We start from the raw sequence: 22,921 nt of genomic DNA, 5'->3' as shown, positions 1-22,921 counted from the left end.
CCGTAGAAAATCTATCGAGAGATTATTGGTGAGCCAGCGCAGACATGATCGCCTTCTGCACATGCAGGCGATTTTCGGCTTCGTTGATGGCAATGCAATTCGGTGAATCCATCACCGCATCGGTGGCTTTTACATTGCGGCGCAGCGGTAGGCAGTGCGAGAACACGCCGTTATTGGTCAGCGCCATTTTTGCTTCGTCCACGATGAAGTGCTTGAACTGCTCGCGGATCGGCTGCTCCGGGCCCCAGTTGCCGAAGAACGGCAGCGCGCCCCAGCTCTTGGCATACACCACATCTGCACCGGCATAAGCGCTTTCAATATCGTGGCTGACCGTCAGCGAACCACCGCTTTCGGCCACGTTGTCGCGCGCCCAGCCCATATAGCGCTCATCGAGGATGTACTGCTCGGTGGGACATAGCAGGGTGACATCCATGCCCATGCGCGTGGCGATGGTCAGCGCTGAATTAGCCACCGCGGTATTGAGCGGCTTGGGGTGGTAGGTCCAGGTCAGCACATATTTTTTTCCGCGCAGATCGGTCGTACCGAAATGCTCCTGCAATGCCAGCGCATGTGCGAGCTCTTGGCAGGGATGGGTGATCGTTTCCATATTGATCACCGGCACCGTGGAGTACTTAGCGAACGCCTTCAGCACCACGTCTTGGCGGTCGTACTGCCAGTCGATGAACTTCGGAAACGCGCGCACGCCGATCAGATCCACATAGCGCGCCAACACCCGTGCCACTTCCGCAATATGCTCTTCGGTATCGCCGTCCATCACCGTACCGAGATTGAACTCGATCGGCCACGCGTCCTTGCCCGGTTGCAGCACGATGGCATGCCCGCCGAGCTGGAACGCCCCCAACTCGAAGCTGGTGCGAGTGCGCATCGAAGGATTGAAGAACACCAGTGCGATCGACTTGCCCTTCAGCGAAATACCCAGCTTTTCATGCTTGTAGGCGGTTGCTTGGCGCAACAGTGCGTCAAGGTCGGGGCGGCTCCAGTCTTGCGTATTGAGAAAATGCTTCATGGGCGAATGGTCAACGATGGAAGTGAAGGGGCTAAAACGCAAAAACCCAGCCGGGCGGCTGGGTTTTCGGAAGATAAAGATACTAGAACGCGTCCCGGGTTACCCAGCTGGCTGTGTCATTTCCGGTCGGCGCGCGCGCGAAGTCATACCGGAGGCCATCCGGGCAGAGTTAGCGTAGCGCGTGGCGATATGGGCGTTCATGAAGGCGCATCCTTACATGCTGCAGTGCAAAACGCAAGCACTGCAGCGTGTCTCGTTAAAAAGAAACTTATACTTGCGCCGCTGGCCCGCCAATAGGCGCCGCAGGGGGGGCAGCGTCACCATCTGGCTTGCTGTTGGCCGCCTTATTCCACCCCATGGGTGGCGGCACGTCACGGCCTTCCATGATCGCGTCGATCTGCGGCACATCAATGGTTTCGTACTCCAGTAGCGCCTTGGCCATGATGTGCAGTTTATCGAGATTGTCGTTCAACAGCCCTGTGGTCTTCGCGTAGGCGCGGTCTAAGATGCCGCGCACCACATCGTCGATCTTGCGTGCAGTGTCATCCGAGACATGCTTGGTCTGCGACACGCTGCGGCCAAGGAACACCTCGCCCTCGTCTTCGGCATAAGCAATCGGGCCAAGCTCGTCGGACAGACCCCATTTGGTGACCATATTGCGCGCCATCTTGGTGGCCCGCTCAATGTCATTGGACGCGCCAGTGGTGACCTTATCGGCACCAAAAATCAATTCCTCGGCCACACGCCCGCCGTACAGTGAGCACAGCTGCGATTCAATCGCCACCTTGTTCATCGAATACTTATCACCTTCCGGCAGATACATGGTGACGCCCAATGCGCGGCCACGCGGAATGATCGTTACCTTGTACACCGGGTCGTGCTCGGGCACGAGGCGACCAACGATGGCGTGCCCAGCCTCGTGGTAAGCGGTGAGGGTTTTTTCCGACTCACTCATCGCCATTGAACGACGTTCTGCGCCCATCAAAATCTTGTCGCGGGCTTTATCGAAATGATCCATGCGCACGTTTTTGCCGTTCTCGCGCGCCGCAAATAACGCAGCTTCATTGCACAGGTTGGCAAGGTCGGCACCGGAGAAGCCGGGGGTACCACGCGCGATGGTCATGGGCTCTACGTCGTCGGCCAGCGGCAGCTTGCGCATATGTACTTTTAGGATCTGCTCGCGGCCCTTCACATCGGGCAAGCCCACCACCACTTGGCGGTCGAAACGACCGGGGCGCAGTAGCGCCGGGTCGAGCACGTCGGGGCGGTTGGTGGCAGCAATCACAATCACGCCTTCGCCGCCTTCAAACCCGTCCATTTCGACCAGCAGCTGGTTCAGAGTCTGCTCGCGCTCATCGTGCCCGCCGCCGAGACCTGCGCCACGGTGACGGCCCACAGCGTCAATTTCATCGATAAAGATGATGCAAGGCGCGTGCTTTTTTGCTTGCTCGAACATATCGCGCACACGGCTGGCACCAACACCGACGAACATTTCGACGAAGTCGGAGCCGGAAATTGAGAAGAACGGCACCTTGGCTTCACCGGCAATTGCTTTTGCCAGCAAGGTTTTACCGGTACCGGGCGGGCCCACCATCAGCACGCCGCGCGGAATTTTGCCGCCCAGTTTTTGGAAGCGCGACGGGTCACGCAGGAACTCCACCAACTCGGCCACATCTTCCTTGGCCTCGTCGCAACCGGCGACATCGGCGAAGGTGACTTTTACTTGATCGTCATTGAGCAGCTTGGCGCGCGAACGGCCGAAGCTCATCGCCCCCTTGCCACCGCCACCGCCCTGCATCTGGCGCATCATGAACAGCCAGAAGCCAATAATCAGCAGCACCGGCAGGAAGTTCAGCACCAGCGACCAGAACGAAACGCCCGATTCCGGTGGCGCTTGCTGGATTTCCACCTTGTGCTCGATCAAATCATTGATCAGGTCTTTATCGCGCACCGGAGCGGTGGTGGTGCCACTGCTGCCATCGCTGCGTTCGAAGGTGATCGTACGCTCGTTGCTGGAAATATCGACCTTCTTAATCCGATCGTTTTCCACGTCTTGCACGAACTGCGAATAAATCACGTCCTTACTGGCCGCAAGCTTGGGTGAAAAGCTTTGGAACACCACCATCAAGACGGCAGCGACCACAACCCAAAGCAGCAGATTTTTCGCAAGATCGTTCATGTTGTTCCTTGAGTTCCTCGCCGTCTCAACTTGCCTTCATTTGCGCCAGCTTACCGGTAGCCAGCGCATACACTTCTGGTGACCGGTTGCGCGACGCCGCCGGCTTGCGAATCACCACCTTGGCATAACGCCGCCGCAGTTCCCGCACGTAATCATCAAAACCCACGCCCTGAAACAGCTTGATCAGAAACGTGCCGCCAACGCGGAGCTGGCCATCGGCGAAATCCATGGCAAGTTCTGCCAAGTGCATCGCGCGCGGTTGATCCACGGCAGTCATACCACTCTTATTGGGGGCCATATCGGATAACACAAGATCCACCGACTCACCATTCAGCATGGCCTGTAGCTGCGATAGAACGTCATCTTCCCTGAAGTCACCGTGAAGGAACTCCACCCCGGCCAGCGAGGGCATTTCCAAAATATCGCTGGCAATGATGCGGCCCGGGCGGTTGGCGTCTAGCCGGTCGAGCTCTTGGCGTACCCACTGCGACCACCCACCGGGGGCGGCCCCTAGGTCCACCACCACCATGCCGGGTTTGAGCAGATGATCGCGTTCAACCAACTCCTCCAGCTTGTACGCCGCGCGCGAGCGCATCCCTTCCGCCTGCGCTTTTTTGACGAAGGGGTCGGAAAAATGCTCTTTAAGCCAACGCTGACTGGATTTACTGCGGGTGGCCATGGCCGCTACACGGGGGAAGGCCCATCATGATAACCTGCAGGCCCCTTATAAGACGCTTATTGCATGCCAATTGCCCTAACTAACGCCCAAATCCGCTTTTTGCGCGGCCAGGCGCACGACCTGAACGCGATGCTGCAGGTTGGAGGCAAAGGTATTAGCGATGCACTGGTGGCCGAAGTGGCACTGGCACTGGAGCATCACGAGCTGATTAAAGTAAAGGTGGCCGCAGAAGACCGCGAGCAGCGCGACGCTATGATCGTCGATCTTGCCGCCCGCGCCGACGCCGTGCTGGTGCAGCGTATCGGCCACACCGCCGTGTTGTACCGCCCCTCCCAAGACAAACGTCGGATCGTTCTTCCGCGCACCTAACGCCATGCAGCTCAACCTCGAACGCCCGGACTATCAGTACACGCTGCGCGGTGCCAACGGCAGCAGCGCACTGGTGAACGCCCAGCGTTTACAGGCAAGTTTCATCATTTCGCCCAATCAGCTCATCGAAAACTGGCCGGTTCAAGACGCTACCGCGCTCACCTCCACCCATTTTGATGAATTGCTGGCACTCAATCCCGAACTGATTTTGCTAGGCACCGGCGCTCGCCAGGTCTTCCCGCCTGCTGCCGTTCTCGCTGCCTGCCTGCAGCACGGTATCGGCGTGGAAGTCATGGCCAACGATTCTGCTGCACGAACCTATACAATACTGGCAGGTGAAGGGCGGCGTGTTGTTGCCGCCTTCCTGTTTGCGGGCTAAGCCCGCAATCAATTACTCCGGGCAGTTGCTCCCGGCTTGAATCACCGCTATCGTTTCCCCATCTACCAAATTCCCGCGGGCGACGCGCCAGCCGCGCCGTCCGTTTTGCTTTGCAGGAGTTCTCTTCCATTATGAGCGCCGCCAACCAACGCCCAACCCTATTGCTATCCCGGATCGATGTCGAACGCATCGAAGATCTGCTGGAGCGCCAGGAATATCGCAACTTAAATACCGATGCCCTGCGCGAAGAACTTGACCGCGCCGAGCTGGTAGAGCCTTCTGCCGTGCCGAACGACCTCATCACCATGAACTCCACCGCGCAAGTTAAAGTGGTGGGCGAAGACGGTAACGAGCACGAATACGCGCTCACACTGGTGTACCCACGTGACGCCGACGGCAGCAGCGATAAAGTCTCCATCTTAGCCCCAGTGGGCAGTGCCCTGCTCGGCCTGCGCGTAGGCAGCAGTATCGACTGGCCGATGCCGGGCGGCCGCAAGGCGCGCCTGCATGTGCTCTCGATCCGCTACCAGCCGGAAGCCTCGGGCGAGCTGCACCGATAACGTGCTGCAATAACGTTATGCCCTAGCAGCATACTCATAAGCAATGATTCATGTGCCGTTTATGACTTGCGGCACATTTGGATAGCACCTTCGATCACGCACAGTAGTGGACTCTGTCCGCTACTGGAGCGACCATGCGCCGCCGCTACGCAGCTGCTTGCCTCTCGTTTTTATTCGCCATTCCCGCAGCCGCTAGCTTCGCCAAAGAACCCGCACCGCCGCCAGCGGCATGCCCCGCCATTCCACTGGCCGCGGCCAACGCCAGCGCCGTTCAGACCTCCAGTGCTGCCAATGCCTGGGGGGGCGCACGCGCGCCAAACGCCGCCACGCTCTCCGACCGTGTTGTCGATTACGTAATCGAAGCCGAGCTTGATCCGGTGAAACATACGATCACCGGCAAACAGCGGCTCACTTGGCGCAACCGCAGCGCGCAGCCGGTGTGCAGCATTTATGTCCACCTGTACCTAAACGGGTTCGACGGCCCCGGCAGCACCTTTATGACCGAAAAGCGCGCCAGCGCCTCGGGCTTCCGCAGCAATGTTTCCACCGGCGATGGCGAATACGGCTATATCCGGCTGAATAAAGTGCAGCAAGCAGGCGCTGCTGCGAAATGGGCTTTCGTGCAACCCGATAACGGCCCCAAGACCGACCGTAGCGTGGTGCGCATCGATCTACCGCAGCCGGTTGCCGCCGGCGCTAGCACCACGCTTGATATCGACTTCTTCGACCAGCTTCCACGCGTCGTTGCCCGTACGGGTTACTACGGCAGCTTCCACTTAGTGGGCCAGTGGTTTCCAAAAATTGGCGTCCTCGAACTTCCCGGCGAACGCGGCGCAACCGCACCGCGCTGGAACGCCCACGAATTCCATCTACATAGCGAGTTCTACGCCGATTACGGCAGCTATGACGTGCGCATCACCGTTCCCAAAGGTTATACGGTGGGCGCCACCGGCCAGCTAAACGGCGCGCCCGTGGAAAACAATGGCAAAACCACCCATCGCTATGTGCAGGCCGATGTCCACGATTTTGCATGGACGGCCGATAAGCGCTACGCCAAGCCGCTACTGAAAACTTGGCATGGCCCGCTCGGCCCGGTGGAAGTAAAAGTGCTCTACCACCCCGAATACGCCAGCAATGCCGAGCCTGTGGCACAAGCCACAATTGATTCTTTAGCCTATTTTTCTAAAACCTTAGGCGCGTATCCGTACAAGACCGTCACCGCTGTTGTGCCGCCCTATGGAGCCAAAGAAGCCGGGGGTATGGAATACCCCACCTTCTTCACCGCCGATAACACCACGCAAGTGACCCCCGGCAGTCTGGGCCGCTTCATGCTGGATTTTGTGACCGTGCATGAATTTGGCCACGGTTATTTTTACGGCATTCTAGGTTCTAATGAATTTGAAGAACCCGCACTCGATGAAGGCATGAACGAGTACTGGGATCAGCGCATGATGAGTGCGCGCAAACAGAACCTCAACCTCAGCACGCCTTGGTCAAAAAAATTTGGGCTCGGTTTTTCGATCACCCCGTTTGATATGGAACGGCTCGGCGCCGCACTCAGTGACCCGGCTGATCCGCTGGGTGGCAATAGTTGGGTGCGGATGTCCAGCGCGAGCTATAACACCGTGTATTCGCGCACGGCCACCACGATGCGTCAGATCGAAGCACTCGTTGGCACGCCTGCCATGGAACGGGGCATGCAGCTGTATTACGAACGCTGGAAGTTCCGCCACCCGTCGTTTGCCGATCTGCGCGATGCATTAGCGGAAGGCACTGGCAAGCCCGATATCGTGCGCGCTGCCTTCAACGCCAACATCTACGGCGCGCACAAAACAGACGACAGCATCGCCAGCATGCGTAGCTACGAAGTGCTGCCGCAGCCGGGGTACCACGACTATCACGGCCGACAAGTGCTGGTCAGCAGCAAGGCCATTGACAAAGCCATCAAGAAGAAACGCGATGCCTGGGCCGCCAAACACCCCCACGCGAAACCGGGTGAAGGCGCCTTCCCCTACCGCACCGTGATTATGGTGCGGCGCGAAGCCGCCAAACCGCCGCAAACGCTGCGCGTCAATTTTGCGGATGGCAGCCATCAAGACTATCCGGTCAACACGCAAGGCAGCTGGCAGCGTTTTGAATTTGTGACCCGCGCCAAAGCAACGTCCGCGCAGCTCGACCCGAACGACCTGATTCGTCTGGATGCCAACAAGCTCAATAACAGCTACACCCTAGAAGCCAAGCCACAAGCCACACGCCGTTGGTTCGGTGATATCACCGCACTGCTGCAAACCCTGTTCGCCTTCATCACCACACTGTAAAGGAGCGCGCTATGAGTACATCGATTCGCCCACTGCGCGCCCGCGCGGCCATTCCAAGTGCGCTCGCCAATGCTCTGCAATGGCGGCTGCTTGTGCTTTGGGTGCTTGCCAGCCTGGCCTGCGCACTCGCGGCCACCCTACCGCTACGCAGCTGGTTAACTGACCTGCTCAATCACTCCATCAGCGCGCAGGCCATCGCCGCTGGCCAAGCCCCCATGCGGCTACTGGATGCCGTGATGTCGCCCAGCGCGCCGTGGGCCGCTCTTAGCGCCAGCCAGCAAACGGCAACGTGGCTAATGCTGGCACTCTCGCCCTTACTCACCGGCGCCGCCGTTGCCGCCTCACGCTCTCGCACTAGCTTGGGTTTTGGCGACCTGCTGCGCGGGGGCATTGGTGAATATGGCCCCATGCTGCGCTTGCTGCTGTGGTCGGTCCTTCCACTTGGGGCCGCCATTCTTATCACGAGCGCGGCCGTTGGGTTTAATGCAAAAACCCACGAACACGCGATTTTGGCCAGCGAGATCAGCCAAGGCAGCAAGCTCATACTTTCCATTGGCGGCGTTCTCGTTCTGCTCGCCCATGCCAGCGTGGAAGCCGGGCGCGGCTGGCTCGCTGCCGACGTGCGCCTGCGCTCGGCGGTTAAAGCTTGGTGGCGTGGGCTGAAACTTTTGCTTAAGCGCCCTATTGCTGTGCTTTGCGCCTATTTGATCCCAACACTCTTGAGCTTCGCAGCCGCGCTTGGCCTCTTGTGGCTACGCCAGCATACCCACGGCGCGAGTCTGGCTGGCTTCTGGGGCGGGCTGCTGCTTGCCAGCGGCATTGCGGCTGCGCTGGCCTGGGGGCGGGTCGCTCGCCTATTTGCACTTAGCGCCCTTGCGGCCGACCGCAACATTAGGCGCTGACTGAATGGCCGGTTCGCGCTAAACTCCCCTCTGAAGACAACTCCGGGGGGACAGGGACGTGTCGTTCTTCGATTTTTTTAGACGTAAGCGGCCTGAAGTACCAGCAACGCCTGCAAGTGCTCCTGCACCGGCAGCACCCTCGCCTGCGCCCGGCGCAGACCCAACGGCAGTGCCCATGAGCAGCAGCGAGCGACGTGAGCACGACCGCCGCAATGCCAGCCCTGGTACGCGCGTGTTGGTGATCGACGACTCCCCCACCATTGTCGCGTTGCTCAAGCGCATGCTGCAGCAAAACCATTACGAAGTTTTGGTGGCCTACGACGGCGAGAGTGGGCTGGATATCGCCCAGCGTGAGCGTCCAGACTTGATCTTTCTCGATATCGTGCTGCCCGGCATCGATGGCTTTAGTGCGCTGCGTAAACTGCGCCGCCACCCGGTGACCAAAGACACACCCGTCATCATGATCAGCGGCAACGCACAGGCCACCGAGCAATTTTATGTGCAGCGTATTGGCGCGGACGACTTCATGAAGAAGCCATTCTCGCGCCCGGAAGTGTTTAGTCGCATCGAGGGCCTGCTTGACGAAAACGGCGTGCCGCGCCACTCGGCTCGCCCCGGCACGCGCCCGGAAACCAGTGACGGCCCATAACGCTTACTGCGGCATGACATCCACGCGCACGCGCAGACGATCACCCGGGTTGTAGTCCATGCGCCGGGTGTAACGGCGCCCGTTATATTCGTAGGTCACATCGTAGGCCGTGGCCGCCGTTGAACCGTAGCGCGAATAGCCGCCGTACACCGGCTCTGGCTCACACACGCGCACCGTACCCCCGCGCACATAACGATTGCGCTGGTTTTGATCATAAATCTCTCGCCCCGCGAGACTGCCTAATGCCGAACCGGCGACGGTGGCGATTGTCGTTCCCGTGCCGCCCCCTATTTTGCTGCCCAGCACAGCCCCGGCAATACCCCCCACGATCGTGGCCGCCGTGCGTCCGCCCGAGTTACCTCCGTAGGAGCGGCGCTCGTAACCATCATCATAGCCATCATTGCGGCTGTATCCGTCGTTACGGTAATAACCATCCGATTCGTAGCGTCCCGCCGTGGTCGTTTCACGGCAGCGCGCCGCGTTGGCCCCCGTTGACCGATAACCGTCCAGTACCGGATCAACACGAATCACGCGGGCATAGTCGTAATAGCTATCGTCGTTTGAATAGCTGCCGTTACGGGAGTACCCGTCATCGCCATATCGGTCATAAGACGATTGCGCGAATCCTGTTTGGCTCGTGGCCGCCAAGCCAAGTGCAAGCAAGCCCATTGCGATACGTTTCATGGTGATTCCCCGGCATCCCCGGAGACAAAGGCTCCGGCACAACGCCACACTGCAACGCGGCAGTTGACGCGAAGCTGAATATCCACGCGCGCCCCGCAATGGTTCAGCTGACTGACAGATTGCTGCATCGCAAGATCATCCTCACATGATTTGCGCTAAGGTGAGCCACGCAAGCGAAGGAGGAACGGGCTCATGTCCTACAGTACCCAACAGATTCGCAATGTGGCCCTCGCAGGCCACCCAGGCGCCGGCAAAACCACATTATTTGAAGCCCTGTTGCATGCCGGTGGCGCACTTCAGACGGCAGGCAGCGTAGAACGCGGCAACACAGTTTCCGATTTCGACCCCATCGAAAAAGAGCGCGGCCACTCGCTAGATATCGCCATTGCCAGCATCGACCGCGAAGGGTTACACCTCAACATCATCGACACCCCCGGCTATCAAGATTTTCGCGGCCCCGCACTCAGCGTGTTGGATGCCATTGAAACCGCAGTCATCGTGATTGGCACCGATACCGGCATCGCCCATGGCACCCGCCGCATGATGGAATACGCGAAAGCGCGCCATCTTTGCCGAGCCATTTTGATCAATAAAATCGACCACGCTGGCAGCAACTGCACTGCCTTGCTCGAAGCGCTGCGCGAAGAATTTGGCCCAGAAGTATTACCCGTTAACCTCCCCGCTGATGGCGGTACGCGCGTGGTCAACTGCTTCTTCGACCACAGCGGCGATAGTGACCTTGGCCCGGTGGCACAGTGGCATCAAAAAATTCTCGATCAAGTTGTTGAAATCAACGAAACCGTGATGGATCACTTCCTTGATCTTGGTGAAGACGGGGTAAGCGGGCAAGAACTTCACGATGCGTTTGAACAGTGCTTACGCGAAGGGCATTTGATCCCCGTGTGCTTTGCTTCAGCGCGCACAGGCGTGGGTATTTCTGAGTGGATCGCGATTGCAGAATCACTTATGCCGCATCCGGGTGAAGGCAATTCCGCGCCCTTCATCAAAGGCGTCGATCCACACACGCAGCCGCTTGAAGCTAAGCCCGACCCCAGCGCCCACGTCATCGCCGATGTGTTCAAAATTATCAACGATCCATTCGTGGGCAAGCTGGGTATTTTCCGTGTACACCAAGGCACCGTGCGCAAAGACGCGCAGCTATTGATTGATGACGGAAGAAAGCCATTCAAAGTGGCGCATCTGTTTAGGCTTCAAGGTAAAGAGCATATTGAAATTGGCCAAGCCATCCCCGGCGATATCGCGGCGGTGGCGAAAGTGGATGAGCTGCATTTCGAAGCCATCTTGCACGATGCCCAAGACGCTGAACGCATCCGCCTCACCGCAACACCGTTCCCGCGCCCAATGTTTGGGTTAGCGGTAGATCCAGCCAGCAAGGGGCAAGAGCAAAAACTTGCAACCTCACTCACGAAACTCGCAGAAGAAGACCCCGCCTTCGTGGTTGAACACAGTGCCGAGACCAATGAAACCGTGATCCGTGGGCTGTCTGATTTGCACTTGCGCATCATGCTGCAGCGTCTTAAAGATCGCTACGGCGTAGAAGTCACCACGCACCCCCCGCGCATTGCCTACCGCGAAACCATTAGCAGCAGTGCCGAAGGTCATCACCGCCACAAAAAGCAAACTGGCGGCGCGGGGCAGTTTGGCGAAGTGTTTTTACGCATCGAACCGCTGCCGCGCGGCAGTGGGTTTGAGTTTGTCGATGAGGTGAAGGGCGGCACTATTCCTGGGCAATTCTTGCCTGCGGTAGAAAAAGGCGTACGCCAAGTGCTGCATAGCGGCGCAGTGGCGGGATACCCCATGCAGGACCTGCGCGTGATCGTGTATGACGGTAAGCACCACCCGGTAGATAGCAAGGAAGTGGCGTTTGTTTCCGCGGGCAAACGCGCATTCCTCGATGCCATCAGCAAAGCCCAGCCGCAGCTATTAGAGCCTATCGTGGAAATGGAAGTCAGCGCACCCGAACAGTGCATGGGCGATGTCAGCGGCGGGCTTGCCTCTAAACGCGCGCGGATCAATGGCACCGATTCCGTGAAAGGTGGCGAGATCATCATTCACGCATTGGTGCCACTGTCCGAATTAGAAGGCTATGCCGCTGAACTAAAATCCAGCACCGCAGGACGCGGGCGCTACACCTTAGACTTCAGCCATTACGAGCCCGTTCCAGCACAGGTACAAAAGAAACTCGCAGAAGCATGGAAACCGCGTATCGAGGAGGATTGATCGCGATGTTCTTTTGCAAAGCGATACCGATTAGCGCTTAGGCTGCAGCATCGTTCCCGTGCATGTAGGCGCACCACAGAGGCAGGCCCAGATTTTTTTCAGCCGTGGCGTTTGCCGTTCGGCAAGGGTGATGCCGTAGTTATAGGTCAGTTCTTCACCCGCGGAGATATCCCGAATCGCTTCGATATACACTTTCGAGCGCTTCGGGTCTTCTTCGTTTTCAACCAGCACCGCTTCGCAATTTGGCGCGCAGCTATGATTGATCCAGCGCGCGGCATTGCCTTCAAAATTGGCGTCGATCACCCAATCATCATTAAGCGTAAATAAAAACGTGTGCCCGCTTTCGATGTCGCCGCTATCACCCGCGTCGACATCGTCATGACTGCGTCGCAGGCCTTTGTATTCGATCAACCGCTCGCCTTTCGTGATCGCCGCCGCTGCAAATACGCCGTTACCGTGAATAGCAGAACGATGAGTGATGATTTTTTTGGGCATTGAAAAACCAAGGCACGGGGATACCGCCATTCTGGCGGAAGTTCGCGCGGCCGTCACCGGCTTACGCCAAGACCGTAGATGAATGGATTCAGAAACACTTGACGCAAGTCAGCCTAGGAACTTGGCGGCGGCGGCGTTAAAACGTACAATTTCAGTCCAGATTAAGCACAGCCACCGCCATGCTCCGCGTCACCCGCCTTACCGACTATGCCACCGTCGTGCTGTCCGTGCTTGCCGCGCGGCCAGACGCCGTGCTGAGCGCACCGGAACTGGCGGAGCGTTCGGGCTTGGAGGCCCCCACCGTGGCCAAGGTGCTTAAACCACTCGCCGCTGCTGGCCTTGTGGAAGGTTTCCGTGGCGCAAATGGCGGCTACCGGCTGGCCCGCCCACCCGATTCCATCAGCGTGGTGGAAATCGTCGAGGCGATGGAAGGCCCGCTGGCCATGACCGAATGCAGCATCCCTAACGGCGCATGCACCATCGAGCACAGCTGCGGCGTCCGCGGCAACTGGCGCCGCATCAATGATGTGGTTGCCGAAGCGCTGGCCGGCATTTCGCTGACCCAGCTGCTCACCCCTGCTACCCCATCCTCCCCCCGTCAGCACACGCTGCCCCACACGGCGCGTGCCTGAGGAACTTGCTATGACTGAACAACAAAACGCCCAGATCCACGAGCAGTTAGGGCGCAAATACGACGCTGGTTTTATCACCGACATCGAAACCGACTCGCTGCCGCCCGGCTTGAATGAAGACATCATTCGCGCGCTGTCGGCCAAAAAGCATGAACCGGAATGGATGACGCAGTGGCGTCTTGATGCCTACCGGCACTTCCTCACCATGAAACAGCCAGACTGGGCCAAACTCAATATCGGCCCAATCGACCTGCAAGCGCTGTCGTACTACAGCGCGCCGAAGGGGCCGAAATACAAATCACTGGATGAGGTACCGCAAGAGTTGATCGACACATACGACAAACTCGGCGTGCCGCTACACGAGCGCGCCAAGCTGGCCGGTGTGGCGGTGGATGCGGTGTTCGACTCGGTGAGTGTGGGCACCACGTTCAAGAAAGAACTCGCCGCCGTTGGTGTGATCTTCACCTCAATGAGCGATGCCATCGTCAACCATCCGGAGTTGGTGAAGAAGTACCTCGGCACCGTAGTGCCAGTGGGCGATAACTACTTCGCCGCACTGAACTCGGCGGTGTTCTCCGACGGCAGCTTCGTGTTTATTCCAAAGGGTGTGCGCTGCCCGATGGAACTTTCGACCTATTTCCGCATCAACGCTGGGCATACCGGCCAGTTCGAACGCACCCTAATTATTTGCGAAGACAAGGGCCACGTTTCATATTTGGAAGGCTGCACCGCGCCGATGCGCGATGAAAACCAGCTGCACGCGGCGGTGGTGGAATTGGTTGCACTGGACGATGCCGAGATCAAATACAGCACGGTGCAAAACTGGTATCCGGGTGACGAAAACGGCGTGGGTGGTATTTATAACTTCGTCACCAAGCGCGCCGAGTGCCGTGGCGTACGCAGTAAGGTGACGTGGACGCAGGTAGAAACCGGCAGCGCCATCACTTGGAAGTACCCTTCATGCATCCTCACGGGTGATGACTCTAGTGGTGAATTCCACTCCGTTGCGCTAACCCATCATTTTCAGCAGGCCGACACCGGCACCAAGATGGTGCATATCGGCAAGCGCACCAAGAGCAAGATTGTCAGCAAGGGCATCAGTGCCGGGCGCGGACAGAACACCTATCGCGGCCTTGTAAAGGTTGCGTCGGGCGCGGAAGGCGCGCGCAACCATACCCAGTGCGACTCGCTGCTGATCGGTAAAAAATGCGGCGCGCACACCTTCCCTTATATCGAAGTGAAAAACCCCACTGCCACCGTCGAGCACGAGGCCACCACGTCGAAAATTTCCGACGACCAGCTGTTTTACTGCCGCAGCCGTGGCATCGACCAAGAAAACGCGGTGTCGATGATCGTAGACGGCTTTTGTAAATCGGTGTTCCGCGAGCTGCCGATGGAATTTGCCGTGGAAGCCAAAAAACTGTTGGACGTCACTTTGGAAGGCGCAGTGGGCTAACCGCCAGCGCCCTGCCCTCCCCCTTTATTTGAAGCGAATACGACTATGCTGAAGATCGACAACCTCCACGCCACCGTTGCGGGCAAAGAAATCCTCAAAGGCCTCACCCTCGACGTGAAACCGGGCGAGGTGCACGCCATCATGGGGCCGAACGGTGCGGGCAAATCGACACTGGGCAACGTATTGTCCGGGCGCGAAGGCTATGAACCCACCGCAGGCAGCGTACTGTTTGAAGGCAAGGATCTACTGGAGCTTGAACCCGAAGCACGCGCCGCAGCAGGCGTCTTTTTAGCCTTCCAATATCCGGTGGAAATTCCGGGTGTAAATAACACCTACTTCCTGCGCAGCGCGCTCAATGCGCAGCATAAAGCGCGCGGAGAGAAAGAACTCGACTCGATGGAGTTTTTGAAAGTCGTGCGGCAAAAGCTCTCGGTGCTACATCTAAAAGATGAGCTGCTACACCGTGGCGTCAACGAAGGGTTCTCCGGCGGCGAGAAAAAACGCAATGAAATTTTCCAGCTCGCAGTGCTTGAACCCAAGCTCGCAATCTTGGATGAAACCGATTCGGGGCTGGATATTGACGCGCTGAAATCGGTAGCCGATGGCGTGAACGCGCTGCGCAGCCCAGAGCGCTCATTCATCGTCATCACCCACTACCAGCGCTTGCTGGACTACATCAAGCCAGATGTGGTGCATGTATTGGCGAATGGCCGCATTGTAAAAACCGGCGGCCCGGAACTCGCGCTGGAACTTGAAGCGCACGGTTACGACTTCCTCGGCAAGGAGGCCGCAACCGCATGAGCGCCCTGCTCGATTCTTTAGCCGCGAGCTTTCACGGCGATGCCGCGCGCCGTGCTGAGCTTGACGCGCTGCTGCAAGACGGCCTGCCGCAGCGTGCGGAAAGCTGGAAGTACACCTCTCTACGTCAGCTCGATCGGCGCAGCTTTTGCGTCGCGCAGCGCGTCGACGTTGACCCGATGCTGCTGGCAGGTATCCCCGAGCCGCGCATCGTGTTCGTCAACGGCGCGTTTGATGCCGCACTGAGCAACTTGGCCGGTCTCCCGGGCGGGATCGACGTGCAGCCGCTCTCGCAGCTATTAGACGGGCACGATACGCATGCAATTGATTTTCTTGCCCGCCGCTACCAGCGTAGCGATGAGCCGTTTGCACGCCTCAATACGGCGCTTGCACGCGAAGGAGCCTGTATCCGTGTGGCCGCTGAAACCATGGTCGATACGCCGCTGCATTTGGTAAACATTGGTGCCGCACAAGAAGGCGATGCCGCTTGGCATCTGCGTCATTTTGTAGAGCTGCGCGAAGGTGCGGCGCTCACCTTGGTTGAACACACCTTCGCCAGTGGCGAGCACGCCCACCTCGACAACACTTTGCTGCAGCTCCACGTTGCCGCAAATGCCACGCTATCGCACGTGCACCTACAAGACGCGCCCACTCGCGCCAGCCTGTTTGCACGCACCGACGCCAGCTTGGCAGAAAACGCACAATACAAGCGCATTGATCTAGAGCTCGGCGCTGCACTCTCGCGGCACGAACTCAACGTGCGGCTCGAAGGTAACGGCGCATCACTTACCGCCAATGGCGTGTTATTGGCCGACGGTCGCCGCCATGTGGATACGCGCCTTGGCATCGAGCACATAGCACTCAATACCGAATCCAACCTCATTTGGCGCGGCCTTGCCGGGCAGCGTGGGCATACCGTGTTCCACGGCGGCATCACCATTCACTCCGGCGCAGACGGCACCAATGCCGATTTGTCCAACAAGAATTTACTACTCTCTGCAGATGCTGAGATCGACACCCAGCCTACGCTGGTGATCCACGCCGATGAAGTAAAAGCCGCGCACGGCGCTACCGTTGGCCAGCTCGATTCCACCGCACTGTTCTATTTGCGCTCACGCGGGATTCCTGAAGTACAGGCGCGCGCCCTACTCACCGGCGCGTTCTGCCGCGAAGTGGTGAACGGTATCGCCGATGAAAGCACACGCACACTCTGTGATGCAGCGCTCACACGTGCGCTCACCCGGCTAGGAGCTTAAAGCATGGATGGCAAGGTTTCTTCCGCTGTAGATTGGGCAAAGGTCCGTGCAGACTTCCCACTACTCACGCGGCAAGTACACGGTAAACCGCTGATCTATTTTGATTCGGCCAATACCGGGCAGAAACCGGCCAGCGTGATCGAAGCAACCGACGCCTTTTATCGCCACCATAACGCCAACGTCAGCCGCGCCGTGCATGCCCTCGGTACGGAGGCCACCGAAGCCTACGAAGGCGCACGCAGCAAGCTGGCAACATTTTTCAATGTGCGCAGCGATGAAGTGATTTTGTGCAGCGGCACCACGTTTGCAATCAATTTAGTGGCGTATTCGTGGGCACTTCCGCGCCTAAAAGTGGGCGACACCATCCTGATCAGCCGCATGGAGCACCACGCCAATATCGTGCCATGGCAGCTCATCGCGCAGCGCACCGGAGCAACCATCAAAGTTGCTGAGCTGCTGCCCGACGGCGCGCTCGATCTCGATGCACTGCGCAGCGCCATGACGCCCGACGTAAAGCTACTCGCGGTGACCCACGTCAGCAATGTGCTTGGCACCATCAACCCCGTGGCGGAGATTTGCAAAGAAGCGCACAAGCGCGGCATCGTCACCGTGGTAGATGGTTCACAGGCCGCGCCGCACATGCCCGTGGACATCGCCGCAATCGGCTGCGACTTTTACGCCGTCACCGGACACAAGATGAGTGGCCCCACCGGCACCGGCGTGCTCTGGGCTAAACGCGAGCACATCAACGCCATGCAGCCGTTCTTGGGTGGCGGCGAGATGATCAAAGAAGTGCGCTTTGATGGCACGATCTTTAACGAAGGGCCGCACAAATTTGAAGCGGGCACGCCCAATATCGCGGGCTTTGTCGGCCTCGGTGCGGCCACCGATTACCTAAGCCATATCGGCATGACCCAGATCGCTGCGCGTGAGCAGGCCCTGCTCCAACACGCCACCGAAGCCATGCAAAGTATCCCCGGCCTGCGTCTCTTCGGTACCGCGCCGCAGAAAGCGGCCGTGATTAGCTTTGCCATCGACGGCACGCATTCGCATGATCTTGCCACGCTGCTGGATCTGGAAGGCGTTGCGGTACGTTCGGGCCAGCACTGTGCCCACCCCTTGCTGCAATGGCTTGGCGTAGGTACCACCTGCCGCGCGTCACTGGCGTTTTACAACACGCATGAAGAAATTGAAGCGTTTGCAGCCGCATTACGCAAAGTCAAAACTCTGCTGGCTTAATCACCAGCAGAGCGTCCTTTGCGAAGAAACGAAACACCCTTAGCGCAGCCGGAACATCGCCACCGCATCTACCAGCTGGCGCGCTTGCTCTTCTAGCGAATGGGCCGAGGCCGTAGCCTCTTCCACTAATGCTGCGTTTTGCTGGGTAGTTTCATCCATCTGGGTAACGGTTTGATTCACCTGCTCAATGCCGCTGCTTTGTTCCTGCGACGCAGCAGAAATCTCGGCCATGATGTCGGTAACGCGCTGCACCGAGGTGACAATTTCATGCATGGTGCTGCCCGCTTGCTGCACAAGGCTTGAGCCGTCGGCCACCTTACCCACAGACTCTTCAATCAGCTCCTTGATCTCTTTTGCGGCACCAGCACTACGCTGCGCCAACGCGCGCACCTCGCTGGCCACCACCGCAAAACCGCGCCCCTGCTCACCTGCACGCGCTGCCTCTACGGCGGCGTTGAGTGCCAAGATATTGGTTTGGAAGGCAATCCCGTCGATCACCGTAATAATATCGGCAATGCGTTTGGAAGACGCTTCAATCGCGCTCATCGTCGTGACGACCTGCTCCACGACGCTGCCGCCCTGCGCCGCAACCCCCGCAGCACCTTGAGCAAGCTGGTTGGCTTGGCGGGCGTTATCGGCATTTTGCCTTACGGTGGAGGTGAGTTCTTCCATCGAAGAGGCCGTTTCCTCTAGCGCGGCTGCCTGCTGCTCGGTGCGGCGCGAAAGATCGTCATTGCCAGAAGCAATTTCGCTTGCTGCAGACCGGATATTTCCAGACGCCTCTTGAATACCACCAACAATCTCGGTGAGCTGCGCCACCGTGGCATTCGTATCATCACGCATTTGCGCGAACACGCCTTGGTAGTCGCCATCGATACGCCCGGTGAGATCCCCCTGTGCAATCGCGCGCAGCATCCGGGATACCTCCCCCAACCCCACATCCGCAGTGGCCATCAGCTTGTTGAGGCTCAGTACGATCTCACGAAAATCGTACTGATAGATCTGTGCATCACCGCGCATACTGAAATCGCCATTCGCGGCGGCATCACCCAACTTGCGAATGCCTTGGCTAATCGCGCTGAGATTGCGCTTGATCGTTGCCATAGTCTCAGTAATTTCAGCCTTCTCACCCGGCAGTTGCGGCATGTCTTGGCTTAAGTCACCAATGGCATAGCGCTGCGCAAGTGAAATGATCTGCATCTTGGTATTGATATGCCCCGCCACCAACCGGTTGCTACCTTCCACCATTGCCCCGTATTCGCCGGGGAAGTTTGACGCATTCATCCGATAACTAATTATGCCCGCATCGTGCTGTCGCTCCATTTCATCTTGCGCGGCGATCACTGCCTTGATCTGCGTTTGCATGCGCGCCATCGCCCCCAGCAGATGCCCGGTTTCATCACGGCTATCCGCCACAACACGGCGATCTAATTTCCCTGCGGCCACATCATCAGCCACCAATACCGCCGCATGCAGTGGCAGGCTGATGGCGCGAATAATGGCCCATCCCAGAAGCGCGGCCAGTGCAATGAGCAACAACAAACCCACCAACATCGCCGTGATCGATTGTCGATAGACTCGGTGCGATGCCTCAACCTCTTTCGTCAATTGCTTGACGTTGAATTCCGATAGCTTCTTGTAGGTATCAAATGCACTGATACGCAACTGCCTCGACTCTTCGCTGGAAATTTTGCGTGCAGTTGTAAAATCCTCTGCGTCAACTGCTGATTGGAGGCGTTTATGCGCTTCGAAGAATGCAGCCTCTTGTTTCTGCGCCTGTTGAAACAACGCTTCTTCTTCCGGAAGCGAATCTGGAAGAGCGTCGTACATCGTCTTGGCCGCCTGAATATCACCACGCGAACGCGTTAACAGGCTTTCAATTGCCTGTCGTTTTTCAGGGGCACCCTCCGTATTGACCAAAGCCGCTTCATCGATGCGAAACTCACCCAGATAAGCACGCATATCATTGACCGCACGCAATCCAGGCACCCAGTTATCGGTCACGGTGGTCATCTGCGCGTTGAACTGCGCCAAACGCCACAATGCGAAGCCCCCTAGTAAAAGGGCGAGTAGCGTAGTTGCGCTAAACGCCAGAATCAGCTTTTTTGCAATCGACAAATCCTTGAACCATTCCATCGGAACACTCCATTTATCGGGCAATAAGTAAGCTACCGCTCACGCAGTGTAATCACAGGCCTACATTCTAGAAATTGACCCTAATCAAATAATTAAGTAAGCACTCGCATGGCTGATTAAGGTCAGAACTCCTGCCAGTGATCCCCTTCAGCCGCTGGGCTGGCTGGCTTCGCTATGGGTGGTGTTGCCGCGCTGGATACGCGCTTGACTTGCGGCTTGGCTGCTATTGGTTTGACCACTGCCGCAGGAACAGGCTTTGCTGTGTGCGGCGCCGCAGCCGGATGCGGCGCGGCTACTGCCGTACGCGCCGCCCCTGCAAGACGGAACATCGCCACCGCCTCCACCAATTGGCGGGCCTGCTCTTCCATCGAACGTGCCGCCGCCGTGGCTTCTTCCACCAAAGCGGCGTTCTGTTGCGTGGTTTCATCCATTTGCGTGACGGTGGTATTCACCTGCTCAATACCATTGCTTTGTTCCTGCGACGCCGCGGAAATATCGGCCATGATGTCGGTGACGCGCTGTACCGAGGTCACAATGTCACGCATCGTGCTACCGGCTTGCTGCACCAAATTGGAGCCGTCGGCCACCTTATCTACCGACTCTTCAATTAGTGTTTTAATTTCCTTCGCCGCACCAGCACTGCGCTGCGCCAATGCGCGCACTTCACTGGCCACCACCGCAAAACCGCGTCCCTGCTCGCCCGCACGCGCGGCCTCTACGGCGGCGTTCAGTGCCAAGATATTAGTCTGGAAAGCAATCCCATCGATCACCGAAATAATATCGGCAATTTTCTTCGACGATGTTTCTATTGCCGCCATCGTCGTCACCACGTTTTCGACAACACTACCGCCCTGTGCGGCCACCTCTGCGGCCCCCTGTGACAGTTGATTCGCTTGACGCGCGTTGTCGGCGTTTTGCTTCACGGTGGACGTAAGCTCTTCCATCGACGCAGCAGTTTCTTCAAGCGAGGCTGCCTGCTGTTCGGTACGGCGCGATAGATCATCGTTTCCAGAAGCGATTTCCGCCGCGGCCGAATTGATCGCACCGGCCGCTTGCTGGATGCCGCCTACAATCGTCGTCAGCTGGGCCACCGTCGCATTTGCGTCATCGCGCATTTGCGCGAACACGCCTTGGTAATTGCCATCGATACGCCCGGTGAGATCGCCTTGTGCAATTGCGCGCAGCATCCGAGACACTTCACCCAGACCCACGTCAGCCGTGGTCATCAACTGGTTCAAGCTCACGACGATATCGCGGAACACAAATTGGTAATCGGCCTGATCACCGCGCTGGCTAAAATCACCCGCTGCCGCCGAAGCCGCAAGACGGTTGATCTCTCCACTGATCCTCAACAGGCTGGTTTTAACTGCATCGATGGTTTCATGCAGGATCGCTTTTTCTCCCGGCATGCGCTCAATATCGATCGACAAATCACCAAGCGCGTACCGTTTCATCACCTCAAGCGTACGCATCACTGCTTGAACATGCGATTTCACCAGCTCATTGGCGCCATGCGCCATTGCAGCGTATTCACCGGGAAAGGCTTTTTCATCAATATAGTGGCTGATGGCACCTTCTTCATGCTTCTGCGCCATCTCGGCCTGCGCCGCAATAACAGCACGAATTTGATCACGCATGCCGCGCATACTGCCCAGCAGACGCCCAAGTTCATCGTCACCCAAATTGGGAATTTGCGTATCAAGCTTGCCGTCTGCCACGTCACCAGACACCCGCACGGCTTCAGCCAACGGGCGCAGCACCAAGCCGCGTAACAAGAAATACAAGCCCGCGCACAGTGCTGCGGCGGCTAATACGCCAATCAGCGCAACCAATAGTAATTGCGCCCGTGCCTGTGCCGTGATGACCGTGCGTGGCACCATAAGACCAAGCGCAAAACGGCGGTTATTTTGCCCCACTTGTAGCGGTGCATACACCTTCACCATGCCATTGGCATCGGCATTAAAGTCGCTATAGAGCTTGTCTTGCGAAACCGCTTCCAAGATCGCTTTGCTGGTTGCGTCGTCGCGCGTTTTGCCAATGCTTGCGGTATCCGGCGCGGCCAAGACCGTGCCTAACGGTGTGATCAATTCTGCGCGCCCCACATTCATCGGGCGCAGTGCATTGACCTGCTGCTGCAGCGTCGTCAACTCAAAGTCAGACGTCATCACGCCCAGCACTTTATCGCCATCCATGATCGGAATTGCGATGGTGGTGAGCAGTAATTTTTTCCCACCCACCTCATACGGATAGGGCTCAATCACAACTGGGAACTTTTTGGTCTTCGGGGTAACGTACCAGCTGCCCAAATTAGGGTCTTCATAATCACGCAGCGGCTCGCTCACTAGCTTGCCGTCTACCCGCGCCCAATACACCATGAAGCGGCCCGTGGCATCGTGTCCAGGCGCATTGACATACTCCGCATCTTTGCCATCAAACGCATTGGGTTCAAATAACACCGACATCCCCGCACGCTCGGGGTGCAGCTCCATTTGCTCTTTCAATGTTTGGCTTATTGCTTCACGGCTAAGATGCCCGCGCTGCGCTTTCAAACTTTCGGCAAAGGTCTGCACCGCGTCATAGGTTTGAGTCATTCCTTTTGCCATTCGCTGGGCTTCCAGCTGGGCGAGGTTGTCCAGTGACGCGTGCGCTGAATCCAACAGCGCCGTACTGCTTTTCCAATAGCTAATCCCTGCGGTAAGGCCAAAAGCAGCGATGGCGATGAGTGCAACCCCCAGCATCAAGCGGGTAGCAACACTTTTATTGGCAGAAGAACGCGTTGTGTCCATGCAGCACCGATCCTTGGGGAGCCAGACGAGCCCCCATCTTTAACGAGGAAACTTCATACGCACGTTCAGTCTGGCGCAGATATTTCCTGTAGGCAATGGCTTATTTGCGGACTTTTGACTTTGTCATCCACAAAAA

General features: G+C 57.9%; 19 protein-coding genes. 12 read left to right on the top strand and 7 right to left on the bottom strand.

Translation table 11 applies throughout. The annotated features are described in order from the left end of the window. Positions 1 to 22 precede the first annotated feature (22 nt). The 3 genes from KUL77_RS11295 to rlmE form a co-directional block, all read right to left on the bottom strand. Positions 23 to 1,027 (bottom strand): N-acetylornithine carbamoyltransferase, encoded by a 1,005-nt coding sequence (locus tag KUL77_RS11295; RefSeq protein WP_297147180.1) that lies wholly within the window; start codon positions 1,025 to 1,027, stop codon positions 23 to 25. A gap of 268 nt (positions 1,028 to 1,295) precedes the next feature. Next, positions 1,296 to 3,206: an ATP-dependent zinc metalloprotease FtsH gene (gene ftsH / locus KUL77_RS11290; RefSeq protein ID WP_297147177.1), complete on the bottom strand. Its 1,911-nt coding sequence runs from the start codon at positions 3,204 to 3,206 to the stop codon at positions 1,296 to 1,298. Between the two features lie 25 nt (positions 3,207 to 3,231). After that, positions 3,232 to 3,885 (bottom strand): 23S rRNA (uridine(2552)-2'-O)-methyltransferase RlmE, encoded by a 654-nt coding sequence (rlmE, locus tag KUL77_RS11285; RefSeq protein WP_297147175.1) that lies wholly within the window; start codon positions 3,883 to 3,885, stop codon positions 3,232 to 3,234. Positions 3,886 to 3,948: 63 nt separating this feature from the next. Here rlmE and yhbY point away from each other — a divergent pair, with 63 nt between their 5' ends. The 6 genes from yhbY (at position 3,949) to KUL77_RS11255 (ending at position 9,062) form a co-directional block, all read left to right on the top strand. Then, a complete protein-coding gene (yhbY, locus tag KUL77_RS11280) occupies positions 3,949 to 4,254 on the top strand; it encodes a ribosome assembly RNA-binding protein YhbY (RefSeq protein WP_297147172.1) in 306 nt (101 codons plus the stop codon). 4 nt (positions 4,255 to 4,258) lie between these two features. Continuing rightward, positions 4,259 to 4,633 (top strand): Mth938-like domain-containing protein, encoded by a 375-nt coding sequence (locus KUL77_RS11275; RefSeq protein ID WP_297147169.1) that lies wholly within the window; start codon positions 4,259 to 4,261, stop codon positions 4,631 to 4,633. A 131-nt stretch (positions 4,634 to 4,764) separates the two neighbouring features. Then, positions 4,765 to 5,193, top strand: coding sequence for a nucleoside diphosphate kinase regulator (gene rnk / locus KUL77_RS11270; RefSeq protein WP_297147166.1), 429 nt, complete (start codon positions 4,765 to 4,767; stop codon positions 5,191 to 5,193). A gap of 134 nt (positions 5,194 to 5,327) precedes the next feature. Further along, complete coding sequence (locus tag KUL77_RS11265; protein ID WP_297147163.1) at positions 5,328 to 7,511, top strand: M1 family metallopeptidase; 2,184 nt, start codon at positions 5,328 to 5,330, stop codon at positions 7,509 to 7,511. An 11-nt stretch (positions 7,512 to 7,522) separates the two neighbouring features. Continuing rightward, on the top strand, positions 7,523 to 8,413 hold the full coding sequence (locus KUL77_RS11260; protein ID WP_297147160.1) for a hypothetical protein: 891 nt from the start codon (positions 7,523 to 7,525) through the stop codon (positions 8,411 to 8,413). A 175-nt stretch (positions 8,414 to 8,588) separates the two neighbouring features. After that, positions 8,589 to 9,062, top strand: coding sequence for a response regulator (locus tag KUL77_RS11255; RefSeq protein ID WP_297147158.1), 474 nt, complete (start codon positions 8,589 to 8,591; stop codon positions 9,060 to 9,062). Positions 9,063 to 9,065: 3 nt separating this feature from the next. Here the strand turns inward: KUL77_RS11255 and KUL77_RS11250 are convergent, their stop codons facing one another. Then, complete coding sequence (locus KUL77_RS11250) at positions 9,066 to 9,746, bottom strand: glycine zipper 2TM domain-containing protein (RefSeq protein ID WP_297147155.1); 681 nt, start codon at positions 9,744 to 9,746, stop codon at positions 9,066 to 9,068. A gap of 192 nt (positions 9,747 to 9,938) precedes the next feature. On the opposite strand from KUL77_RS11250, the gene fusA reads away from it, so the two are divergent. After that, positions 9,939 to 11,987, top strand: coding sequence for an elongation factor G (gene fusA / locus KUL77_RS11245; protein WP_297147152.1), 2,049 nt, complete (start codon positions 9,939 to 9,941; stop codon positions 11,985 to 11,987). A gap of 30 nt (positions 11,988 to 12,017) precedes the next feature. Here fusA and KUL77_RS11240 read toward each other — a convergent pair whose 3' ends face one another. Beyond that, on the bottom strand, positions 12,018 to 12,482 hold the full coding sequence (locus KUL77_RS11240; protein WP_297147149.1) for an SET domain-containing protein-lysine N-methyltransferase: 465 nt from the start codon (positions 12,480 to 12,482) through the stop codon (positions 12,018 to 12,020). 179 nt (positions 12,483 to 12,661) lie between these two features. Between KUL77_RS11240 and KUL77_RS11235 the strand changes: the two genes are divergently transcribed. From KUL77_RS11235 to KUL77_RS11215, 5 genes are read left to right on the top strand one after another with little or no spacing between them, the layout of a single operon-like run. Then, positions 12,662 to 13,114, top strand: coding sequence for an SUF system Fe-S cluster assembly regulator (locus tag KUL77_RS11235; protein WP_297147146.1), 453 nt, complete (start codon positions 12,662 to 12,664; stop codon positions 13,112 to 13,114). A gap of 10 nt (positions 13,115 to 13,124) precedes the next feature. Next, the gene (sufB, locus tag KUL77_RS11230) at positions 13,125 to 14,570 is read left to right on the top strand and encodes a Fe-S cluster assembly protein SufB (RefSeq protein WP_297147144.1); all 1,446 of its coding nucleotides are present in this window, start codon (positions 13,125 to 13,127) and stop codon (positions 14,568 to 14,570) included. A 45-nt stretch (positions 14,571 to 14,615) separates the two neighbouring features. After that, positions 14,616 to 15,371, top strand: a complete 756-nt coding sequence (sufC, locus tag KUL77_RS11225) for a Fe-S cluster assembly ATPase SufC (protein ID WP_297147141.1) — start codon at positions 14,616 to 14,618, stop codon at positions 15,369 to 15,371. Continuing rightward, positions 15,368 to 16,624, top strand: coding sequence for a Fe-S cluster assembly protein SufD (gene sufD, locus KUL77_RS11220; RefSeq protein WP_297147139.1), 1,257 nt, complete (start codon positions 15,368 to 15,370; stop codon positions 16,622 to 16,624). The genes sufC and sufD overlap by 4 nt, the downstream gene beginning before the upstream one ends. 3 nt (positions 16,625 to 16,627) lie before the next feature. Further along, positions 16,628 to 17,863 carry a cysteine desulfurase gene (locus KUL77_RS11215; protein WP_297147136.1) on the top strand — a complete coding sequence of 412 codons (1,236 nt, stop codon included), beginning with the start codon at positions 16,628 to 16,630 and terminating at the stop codon, positions 17,861 to 17,863. A gap of 39 nt (positions 17,864 to 17,902) precedes the next feature. Here KUL77_RS11215 and KUL77_RS11210 read toward each other — a convergent pair whose 3' ends face one another. Beyond that, entirely contained in the window at positions 17,903 to 19,999 is a 2,097-nt protein-coding gene (locus KUL77_RS11210; protein WP_297147133.1) for a methyl-accepting chemotaxis protein, read from the bottom strand. Positions 20,000 to 20,121: 122 nt separating this feature from the next. Beyond that, positions 20,122 to 22,785 (bottom strand): methyl-accepting chemotaxis protein, encoded by a 2,664-nt coding sequence (locus tag KUL77_RS11205; RefSeq protein ID WP_297147130.1) that lies wholly within the window; start codon positions 22,783 to 22,785, stop codon positions 20,122 to 20,124. Between the last annotated feature and the right edge of the window lie 136 nt (positions 22,786 to 22,921).

Source organism: Thermomonas sp. (genome assembly GCF_019104945.1).
Classification (GTDB): Bacteria; Pseudomonadota; Gammaproteobacteria; order Xanthomonadales; family Xanthomonadaceae; genus Thermomonas.
Note: the sequence above shows the minus strand (reverse complement) of the source record. Positions and strands in the feature narration are given on the sequence as shown.